This is a genomic window from Streptomyces sp. NPDC059398, assembly GCF_042751845.1.
GTDB lineage: Bacteria > Actinomycetota > Actinomycetes > Streptomycetales > Streptomycetaceae > Streptomyces.
The window spans coordinates 15,661-24,711 of sequence record NZ_JBHYWP010000115.1 but is presented as its reverse complement, the minus strand read 5'-3'; the positions used below and the strand labels follow the sequence as shown (position 1 = coordinate 24,711).

Genomic DNA, 9,051 nt, shown 5'->3' with positions numbered 1-9,051 from the left:
CAGGCTCAACCCCCGGGGCGGAGGCATGGGCGCGGTCCTGCGCGGGTCGGCCCGCGCACGGTCCGGCTCAGTCGCGGTCGACCTTCTCGCGCACCACCTTGCCGCTGCCGGCGTCGACGTCGAACGTCGTCTTGTTCCAGTCCGTGTGCGTCACGACGTCGATCTTCCAGACCAGGGTGCCGTTCTCGTCGTCCAGTTCGGCGGTGCTGACCGTGCCCTTCTTGCGGCCCGTTGCGGTGGCGGCGGCCTGATACATCGTCACCTTCGCCCGCTTCAGACGAGCGGCCAGCTTGGCCCGGTCCTCGCTGTCCTCGTCCGTCTCGGTCCGCGGCTGCCCCGCCTTGCCGGTGGTGGCGTCAACGGGCACCTTGCTGCTGGTGCCGTCGCTCTTGGCGACCTCTGTCTTCCACACCGGTTTGCCGTTCGCGCCCCGTTCGAGCTCCACGGAGACCGGCTCGGAGCCGGGCACCGCTGTGACGGCGGCCTTGGCCGCCTTCTCGTAATTCACCTTGGCCGCCGGGATCAGCGCCTTGCGCTCGGACTGATCCTCCGTCAGGTGCCCGGAAGGGCTGGACGCAGCGCCCGGTGAAGAGCTGGGTGAACCGCTGGGAGACGACTGCGAGGCCGCGGTTCCGTGCGACGGGGCGTGCCCGCCGGAACCCGAGCACCCGCACAGCAGCAACGCACCCGTCGCCGCGATCACTGTGAGGGCGCCTGTACGACCGTTCCGCACCATTGAGTAACTCCTTCGCCAGAAAAAGTCCGTTTACGTCCTGCCGAAGGGACTCTAGAGGCGTGGCACGCAGGCGTACGGGAGCGACGCGGTCCGCCGCCACAGCCGCCCGGCCGCCACCGCTCCGTCCGGTGGGGCGGCTCAGTCCTCGACGGCGTTTGCCCGTCGGCTACGGTCCGTACGGCTCCGGAAGCCGGGCCGGAAGGCCAAGGCCCTCGTCCTCGCTCTCGCCCTCGCCCTCGCCCTCGCCCGAGTGGCGGCACACGGCGCCGGCACGGAGGCTGGATCCGTGAGGCTCACGACGAGTGGCACCGCAGCCAGGGCCGGCCCCGGAACCCGGCCGGGATCTCCGGGACACCGCCCGGGGCCCGCCGGACACTCCGGCCTCCCCGGCCTTACCGGTCTGCTCGGTCTCTCCGGGTTTCCCCGTTCGATCTGGACGCTTCCCGGCGTGTATGCGCCCCAGATGGACACCTGTCTTCTCGCGCGCGCACTCCGGGCCGAAGGTGTCACCGCCGGAATGAACGTGCTCGATGTGTGCACGGGAGGCGGAGCGCTCGCGCTGCTGGCCGCTCGTATGGGGGCCGAGGTCTCGGCCGTCGACATATCCAGGCGGGCGGTGGCGACCGCCCGCGTCAACGCTCTGCGGGGCGGTCACCGCATCCGGGTGCGGCGCGGCGATCTGTCGGTCCCCTGGGACCGCACCTTCGACGTCGTGGTGTGCAACCCTCCGTATGTGCCCGCCGATCGGGCCCTGCCTCCGGTCCGGGGCCGGGTCCGCGCGTGGGACGCCGGGCACGACGGCAGGCATGTGCTCGACCGCGTCTGTGCGCACGCCCCGTCGCTGCTGGGCCCGCGGGGGGTGCTGCTGATGGTGCACTCCGGTCTCTGCGGCGCCCCGGCGACGCTGCGGCAGCTCACGCAGGCCGGGTTGCGGTGCTCGGTCATCGACCGGGCGGACGTCCCGTTCGGGCCCGTACTGACCGCCCGGCTGCCCTGGCTCCGCGCGCAGGGGCTGATCGGGCCCGCCGACGACACGGAGGAGCTGGTGGTGATCCGTGCCGAGCGACGCTGAGCGGTCCTCCGACCGGCCCTCCGAACGGCCGAGGCGGGTGGCTGTCGACCCCGGCGGTCCCGTCCTGATCGAGGGCCCGGTGGAAGTGACCCTGGACGACGGCACACGTGTCGTCTCCGAGCGGTTCACCGTTGCCCTCTGCACCTGCCGGCGCAGCCGCACCTATCCCTGGTGCGACACCAGCCACCGCGGCCACCGGCGTACGTCCCCGCCCGGCCATCGCCCCGGCCACCCCGGGGAGCCCGCCTCATGACCGCTGCGACGGCCGATCCCCGGCGGTACCGCGCCGGGCCCGTACTGCCCGCCCACCGGGGTCCGCTGTCGGCGGGTGTCATCGCCGCCCTCACCGCGGAGTCCGCGGCCCCGCCAGGCACGCAGGAGGCGGCGGAGGCCGACCCGTACGGCGAGGACCTCCAGCTGTCCCTGTACCTGCTCTACGAGCTGCACTACCGCGGCTTCGCGGGGGTCGCCGACCACCGTGAGTGGGATCCCGCTCTGATGCCGCTGCGCGGGGCCCTGGAAGAGCGCTTCCTCGCCGGTCTGCGCGAAGATGTCCCGGCGGGCCGCAGCACCGACGACGTGTTCGGCGAACTTCTGGTGGAGCCCGCCGACGCGCGGGGCAGTGTGGCGTACCACCTGGAGCACGAGGGCGAGTTGTGGCAGATGCGCGAGTACGCCGCCCTGCGCTCGCTCTACCACCTCAAGGAGGCCGATCCGCATGTCTGGGTGATCCCGCGGCTCAGCGGCCGGGCGAAGGCGGCGATGACCGCGATCGAGTACGACGAGTTCGGCGCCGGCCGGGCCGAGGACGTACACGCACAGCTCTTCGCCGACCTCATGACGGATCTCGGCCTCGACACCCGCTACGGCCACTATCTGGGGTCGGCGCCCGCCTCCGTACTCGCGACGGTGAACCTGATGACGCTGTTCGGGCTGCACCGGGCGCTGCGTGGCGCCCTGGTCGGTCATTTCGCCTGTGTCGAGGTGACGTCGCCGCCCGGATCGCGCCGCCTCGCGCAGGCGATGCGGCGTCTCGGAGCGGGTCCCGCCGCCGTGCGGTTCTACGACGAGCATGTCGAGGCGGACGCGGTGCACGAGCAGATCGTGCGCCGAGAGGTGACCGGCGGGCTGCTCACCGACGAGCCGTATCTGCGGGACGATGTGGCTTTCGGTGCGGATGCCACGGTGTTCCTGGAGGAGCGGCTGGCCGCCCATCTGCTGGGTGAGTGGCGCGCAGGCCGTTCCGCTCTTCGTACCGCCTGAGGCAGGACGCCCGACCCCACGGTCGCGGACCCCCCGGCGGCACCGGGCCCCGTACGGGGACAGCGGGCCCCGTCACGGGAACAGCGCCACCCCCACGATGATCAGCACGATGATCGCGACGACGACGGCCGCCGCCGTCCACGGCCCCCGGTGCTGCAAGGGGTACCTGGGCTGTCCCCCGCGCGGGCGGTCCTCCGGCAGTACGGGATGGTCGGGCCGGTCGCGCGAGTAGAACTCGTCATCGTCGTCGTTATGGGTGTTGGCCATGGGGACCTCATTGTCGTGGCGTGAACAACCTGGGTGGGTAAATACCCGCAATTTGCGACAAATATGTCCTAGATGCTCGCCGGCGGTCCCGCACTCGGGCGGAACCGCCCGCCGCCGCCGTCAGGCGGAGGAGCCGTTCGGATGGAGCACGACCTTGGTCCATCCCTCCTCGCGCGCGTCGAACTTCTCGTACGCGGTGGGCGCCGCGTCCAGGTCGAGTTCGTGGGAGACCAGGAAGCTCGGCTCGGCCTTCCCTCCGGCGATCAGATCGCGCAGGGCGCGGTTGTACCGCTTGACCGGTGCCTGACCGGTCCCCATCCGCTGGCCCTTGAACCACATCAGCCCGTAGTCGATGGCGATCTTGCCCTGCCCTTCGAGTTCTCCCTGGGCCTGGGCACCGCCCGGATCCTCGGGCAGGAAGATACCCACCACGCCCAGTGACCCGGTGAACCGCACGGCGTCGATGAGCCCGTTCAGGGTCAGGGCCGCGTCCTCCTTGCCCTGGGGGTCGTGCGCCTGGTAGCCGACGCACTCGCAGCCGTTGTCGGCGCCCAGTCCGAGTGTCGCCTCCTTGACGACCTCGGCCGGATCCTGTCGGCTGGTGTCGATCGGGATCGCCCCGATCTCCTCGGCGATCCGCAGCCTGTCCGGCTGGTGGTCGGCGACCCACACGCGCCCCGCGCCCTTGAGGAGCGCCGAGTAGGCGGCCATCAGGCCGACCGGGCCCGCGCCGTACACAAGGGTCTGGTCCCCCGGCTTGACGTCCGCCATCTCGGTGGCGTGGTAGCCGGTGGGGAAGATGTCCGACAGCATCACGTAGTCCACCTGCCGCTCGGCGGCGTCCTCCCCGAGCCGCAGGGCGTTGAAGTCTCCGTACGGGACGCGCAGCAGCTCGGCCTGTCCGCCCTGGTAGGTGCCCATCTCGGCGAATCCGTACGCGGCCCCCGCCAGGGCGGGTTCCGGCTGCATGGTCAGGCAGTAGCTGGTCAGCCCCTTCTCGCACTGCTTGCAGAAGCCGCAGGCGATGTTGAACGGGAGGACGACGTACTCACCGGCCTTGACCTTGCTGACCCCCGGCCCCACCTCCACGACCTGCCCCAGGTTCTCGTGCCCGAGTGTGCGCCCGGTCTCGAACGAGGTCCGCCCCTCGTACATATGGAGGTCGGAGCCGCAGATGTTGGTGCTGGTGATCTTCACGATGATGTCGCAGGGGTGCTCGATCCTCGCGTCCGGCACGTCCTTCACTGTGACCGTCCGAGGTCCTTCGTACACTGCTGCCCGCATGACGAGACCGCCGCCCTTTCTGCTGCTCGCGTCCGGACGCAGAGGCCACGACCTGCTGGGATCCACTCGCGGCGGGCTGCGCCGGCCTGTTGACGGCGCACGGCCGGGGACACCTTCCGGACCACCACGGGGTGATCCCCCGGGTCCCTTACGGCCGGTCCTCACCGGCGAGGCGGCCGAACCGGGCGCCTCATCAACCGTCCCACCACCCGGGGCCCTGTCAAATCCGCGGCCGGGTCCACAACGCTCACCGCCCGCGGGCGGTGAGATCGCGGGCGCCGAGATGCCACGGCTGTCCCTCCGCGTGAGGATGTTCGAGGCGAATCGGGTGAGGCATCCGGTGGAAGACGGCGCGGGCCGCGGCCGGACCGCCTCGGGGGGCCGGGGACGGCGTCCGGAGATCCGGAGGAAAGGAAGCATGCTGTGGCTTCACAGCCCGTGAGCGATTCGGGTTCCGGCCCGGGCGGCACGTCCGGGGGGCCGGACCCGCGGCGCTGGGCGGCGCTCGGGGTGTGCCTGATCGCCGGATTCATGACCCTGCTCGATGTCTCCATCGTCAATGTCGCGCTGCCCTCGATCCGCGAAGGGCTGCGCACCCCCGAATCCGATCTGCAGTGGGTGCTGTCCGGGTACGCCCTCGCCTTCGGCCTCTTCCTCATCCCGGCGGGACGGCTGGGCGACGCGCGGGGCCGCCGTGCGGTCTTCATGGCGGGCCTCGCGCTCTTCACCGTCGCGTCCGCCGCCTGCGGTGCGGCCCAGTCGAGCACCTGGCTGGTGATCGCGCGGCTGGTGCAGGGGGTGGCGGGCGGGCTGATCTCGCCTCAGATCTCCGCGCTGATCCAGCAGATGTTCTCCGGCAGCGAGCGCGGCCGGGCCTTCGGGATGTTCGGCACCGTGGTGGGCCTCTCGACAGCGGTGGGGCCGCTGCTGGGCGGACTGCTGATCCAGGCGGCCGGTGCGCAGGAAGGCTGGCGGTGGGTCTTCTACGTCAACCTTCCGCTGGGCGCCATCTGCCTGCCGCTGGCCCGGCGGCTGCTGCCGGACACCCCGACCGCCGGTCATGTGCGTATGCGCGACCTCGACCCCCTCGGGGTGTTCCTGCTCGGCACCGGCGTACTGGCGCTGCTGCTGCCCTTCGTCCAGGCCCAGCAGTGGCACGGTCCGCAGAAGTGGCTGCTGCTCCTGGTGGCGCTGCTGCTGCTCGGTGGTTTCACCTGGTGGGAGTCGCGCTGCTCGGGGTACGGCATCCAGCCCGTACTGAACATCGCGCTCTTCCGGGTGCGTTCGTACTGGCTGGGGTGCCTGCTGATCCTGCTGTACTTCGCCGGGTTCACCTCCATCTTCTTCATCAGCACGCTCTATCTGCAGAGCGGGCTGCACTACAGCGCGCTGCTCGCCGGGCTGGCCATCACCCCCTTCGCGCTCGGCTCCGGGGCCACGGCGGCCCTGGGAGGCCGGCTGGTGAGCCGTTTCGGCCGGCCTCTCATCGCCACCGGGCTGACCATGGTGGCGGTCGGCCTTGGCGGCACGGCCCTGGCGGTGCACATGGTGCCGGGCCACGGGGCGGGGTGGGCGATGGCGGGGCCGCTGCTGCTGGCCGGGCTGGGGAGCGGCCTCGTCATCGCCCCCAACCAGACGCTGACGCTTTCGGAGGTCCCGGTGGCGATGGCGGGCAGCGCCGGCGGCACACTCCAGACCGGACAGCGGGTGGGCTCCGCGGTCGGGATCGCCGCGGTGGGCTCGGTGTTCTTCGCCCAGGTGACGGAGGGCTGGCCGACCGCGTACGACCACGGCCTGATCGTGTCGGTGGCGTTCGTGGTCGCCGCGCTGATCGCCGCGGTGGCGGACGTCGTCGCGAACCGCATCAGGCGCGGGTGAGCAGCGGGAACCGCAGAAGCGGGCTCGCCAACCGGCAACCGGTGGCCGGGCCGTGCGAACGCGAGCCGCCCGCCGGTCGTCCTGGCTCCCCCGGGGCTCCGGTGGCGGGTTCAACCCCGGTTCGGGCCACTGCGGCTTCGGGCCAGTAGCTGGGCCTCGATGCGCCGCAGTACGGCGATCACTTCATCCGCCTCGACGGTGTCGGGCACGGCCTCGTCCAGAAGGCCACCCCAGGCGTCCTGGAGGTACCGCAGGTTCTCGCCCGCCTTCGGCGTCGGATACAGGCGTACGCGCCGCGCGTCCTCGGGGTCGGTTTCGCGGCGCACCAGCCCCTTCTGCTCCAGCTTGCGCAGGGCCCGGCTGAAGTTGCTGGAGATCAGCCGGGTCGACTCGGCGGCCTGGCCCGCCGTGGCGCCCGGCTGGTGGTCGACGAAGCGCATGACCGCCGCTTCGAGCGGCGTCCACGGCTCTCCTGTCTCCGCCTTGGCAGCATGAATATGCCGACTGATCGCCAGGATCAGGTCAGCGAGCTCGAACAGTCTGGCCTTCTGCTTCTCGTCCACCCTCACAGTGTAATTTACCTATCGATCGATCGTTATCGTTTGACAGGTACTTGAGGTGAGCCTAGCTTTGCCCGCACATGGAACGAATCGCCCGAGCGGAGGGACGCCGATCATGGACCTCATCGGCATCGAAGAACACTGGATGCTGCCGGAGCTGACCTCCGCCCTGAAGGCCGTCGCCCACCCGGACGAGAGCCTCCTCTTCAATGAGCGGGGCGACACCCTCCAGCGTCTCGAAGACCTCGGAGCCGGCCGCATCGCCACCATGGATGCCCAGGGGATCGACCTGGCCGTCCTCGCCCTCACGCCGCCGGGGACCCAGTCACTGCCCCCCGACGAGGCGCTCGCACTCAGCCGCCTCGCGAACGACACCGCCACCGAGGCGGTCGGCATCCACCCGGCACGGTTCCGTTCACTGTCGACCCTCCCGATGTCGTCCCCGCGCCATGTCGCCGCCGAACTCGAACGGGCCGCGGCCCAGGGCCACGTGGGGACCATGGTCTACGGCCGGTCCGGCGACCGGTTCCTCGACGACCCCGCCTACGACGACTTCTTCGCCACCGCCGCCGACCTGCGCCAGCCGGTCTTCATCCATCCGCAGATCCCCTCCGACGCGCTGCGTGACGCCGCCTACCGGGGCTTCGACCCGACGACCGACCTGGGTCTTGCCACCTTCGGCTGGGGCTGGCACCTGGAAGCGGCGACCGCGGCACTGCGGCTCATCCTGCGCGGCGCCTTCGACCGCCACCCCGATCTGCAGATCGTGCTGGGCCACTGGGGCGAGTTGCTGCTCTTCTGGCTGGACCGGGCCGACAGCCTCTCCCGCATCGCCGGCCTCCAGCGCACGGTCTCGGAGTACATCCGTACCAACGTCTTCATCACCACCTCGGGGATGCTCAGCCCCGCCCTGCTGCGACACGCCCTGACCGTGACGACCACCGACCGGCTGATCTTCTCGACCGACTACCCCTTCCAGCAGCCCACCCGAGCCGAGATCGACTCCTTCTTCGGCCATATCCCCACCGATACCGACCGGCACAAGGTCAGCTCCGCCAACGCCGCCACGCTCTTCGGTATCGACCGCACCGCACCCTGACCGGCGGGCTCCGCCCCGCCCCGTAACGCCGAACCCAGAAGAGCCCCCCACCCCGGAAACGGAGACGATGCGCCATGTCGCGGTCCACCGCCGACGAGCACACCCCCACCGCCCTGATCGTCGGTGCGTCCCGTGGCCTCGGATGTGCCATGGCGGCCGAACTCGCCGACCGTGGATGGTCGGTCATCGGCACCGTCCGAGGCACCACCCGCACCCCGCTGCACGACCTCGCCGACCAGCACCCCGGACACATCCGCATCGAACACCTGGACGTCACCGAGCCCGGGGAACTCACGCCTCTGCGCGAACGCCTGTCCGGAGCGCGGCTCGACATCCTCTTCGTGAACGCGGGCACCACGAACAACGAGCAGACCCCCATCGGTTCCGTCCCCACCCAGGACTTCATCGACGTCATGGTGACCAACGCCCTCAGCCCGCTGCGCGTCATCGAGGCGCTCGACGGCCTGGTGAGCACCAGTGGCCTGATCGGGATCATGTCCTCGGGGCAGGGCAGCATCACCAACAACACCAGAGCGGGACGCGAGGTCTACCGCGGCAGCAAAGCGGCGCTCAACATGTTCATGCGCAGCTACGCCAACCGCCAGGCCGACAACGACCGCGCCCTGCTGCTCCTGGCCCCGGGCTGGATCAGCACCGAACTCGGCGGCGCCGACGCCCCGTACACGGTGCGGGAGAGCATCCCGCTCCTCGTGGACGTACTGCTCTCACGCCTCGGCACCAAGGGCCTTGCCTACCTGGACCGCGACGGCGAGCCCGTTCCCTGGTGACCCGACCGGGGGGGGGGCCGGCGGGGGCCCCCCGGCCGACCCGGGGGGGTGTGCGGGGGGGGGGGGGCCGGTAGCGGGTGGGGTACCCGCCAAGAAAAAACAAC

At 70.9% G+C, this 9,051-nt stretch carries 10 protein-coding genes; 6 read left to right on the top strand and 4 right to left on the bottom strand.

The annotated features are described in order from the left end of the window. Positions 1-67: 67 nt before the first annotated feature. On the bottom strand, positions 68-736 hold the full coding sequence (locus tag ACFXBC_RS30460; protein WP_385031639.1) for a PepSY domain-containing protein: 669 nt from the start codon (positions 734-736) through the stop codon (positions 68-70). 463 nt (positions 737-1,199) lie between these two features. On the opposite strand from ACFXBC_RS30460, the gene ACFXBC_RS30455 reads away from it, so the two are divergent. Genes ACFXBC_RS30455 through ACFXBC_RS30445 form a run of 3 tightly spaced genes read left to right on the top strand, consistent with a single transcriptional unit; the run spans position 1,200 to position 3,071 of the window. Next, entirely contained in the window at positions 1,200-1,808 is a 609-nt protein-coding gene (locus ACFXBC_RS30455) for a HemK2/MTQ2 family protein methyltransferase (RefSeq protein WP_385031636.1), read from the top strand. After that, complete coding sequence (locus ACFXBC_RS30450) at positions 1,792-2,061, top strand: CDGSH iron-sulfur domain-containing protein (protein WP_385031632.1); 270 nt, start codon at positions 1,792-1,794, stop codon at positions 2,059-2,061. The genes ACFXBC_RS30455 and ACFXBC_RS30450 overlap by 17 nt, the downstream gene beginning before the upstream one ends. Next, positions 2,058-3,071, top strand: coding sequence for an iron-containing redox enzyme family protein (locus ACFXBC_RS30445; protein ID WP_385031629.1), 1,014 nt, complete (start codon positions 2,058-2,060; stop codon positions 3,069-3,071). The genes ACFXBC_RS30450 and ACFXBC_RS30445 overlap by 4 nt, the downstream gene beginning before the upstream one ends. Before the next feature lie 72 nt (positions 3,072-3,143). On the opposite strand, the gene ACFXBC_RS30440 is transcribed toward ACFXBC_RS30445, so the two are convergent. Beyond that, positions 3,144-3,338, bottom strand: coding sequence for a hypothetical protein (locus tag ACFXBC_RS30440; RefSeq protein ID WP_385031626.1), 195 nt, complete (start codon positions 3,336-3,338; stop codon positions 3,144-3,146). A gap of 120 nt (positions 3,339-3,458) precedes the next feature. Further along, the gene (locus tag ACFXBC_RS30435; protein WP_385031622.1) at positions 3,459-4,622 is read right to left on the bottom strand and encodes a glutathione-independent formaldehyde dehydrogenase; all 1,164 of its coding nucleotides are present in this window, start codon (positions 4,620-4,622) and stop codon (positions 3,459-3,461) included. 423 nt (positions 4,623-5,045) lie between these two features. Between ACFXBC_RS30435 and ACFXBC_RS30430 the strand changes: the two genes are divergently transcribed. Then, a complete protein-coding gene (locus tag ACFXBC_RS30430) occupies positions 5,046-6,500 on the top strand; it encodes an MFS transporter (protein WP_385031619.1) in 1,455 nt (484 codons plus the stop codon). 110 nt (positions 6,501-6,610) lie between these two features. Here ACFXBC_RS30430 and ACFXBC_RS30425 read toward each other — a convergent pair whose 3' ends face one another. Further along, on the bottom strand, positions 6,611-7,063 hold the full coding sequence (locus tag ACFXBC_RS30425; protein ID WP_385031616.1) for a MarR family winged helix-turn-helix transcriptional regulator: 453 nt from the start codon (positions 7,061-7,063) through the stop codon (positions 6,611-6,613). A gap of 112 nt (positions 7,064-7,175) precedes the next feature. On the opposite strand from ACFXBC_RS30425, the gene ACFXBC_RS30420 reads away from it, so the two are divergent. Beyond that, positions 7,176-8,159, top strand: coding sequence for an amidohydrolase family protein (locus ACFXBC_RS30420; RefSeq protein ID WP_385031613.1), 984 nt, complete (start codon positions 7,176-7,178; stop codon positions 8,157-8,159). Between the two features lie 74 nt (positions 8,160-8,233). After that, a complete protein-coding gene (locus ACFXBC_RS30415; protein WP_385031610.1) occupies positions 8,234-8,947 on the top strand; it encodes an SDR family NAD(P)-dependent oxidoreductase in 714 nt (237 codons plus the stop codon). The last annotated feature ends 104 nt before the right edge of the window (positions 8,948-9,051 follow it).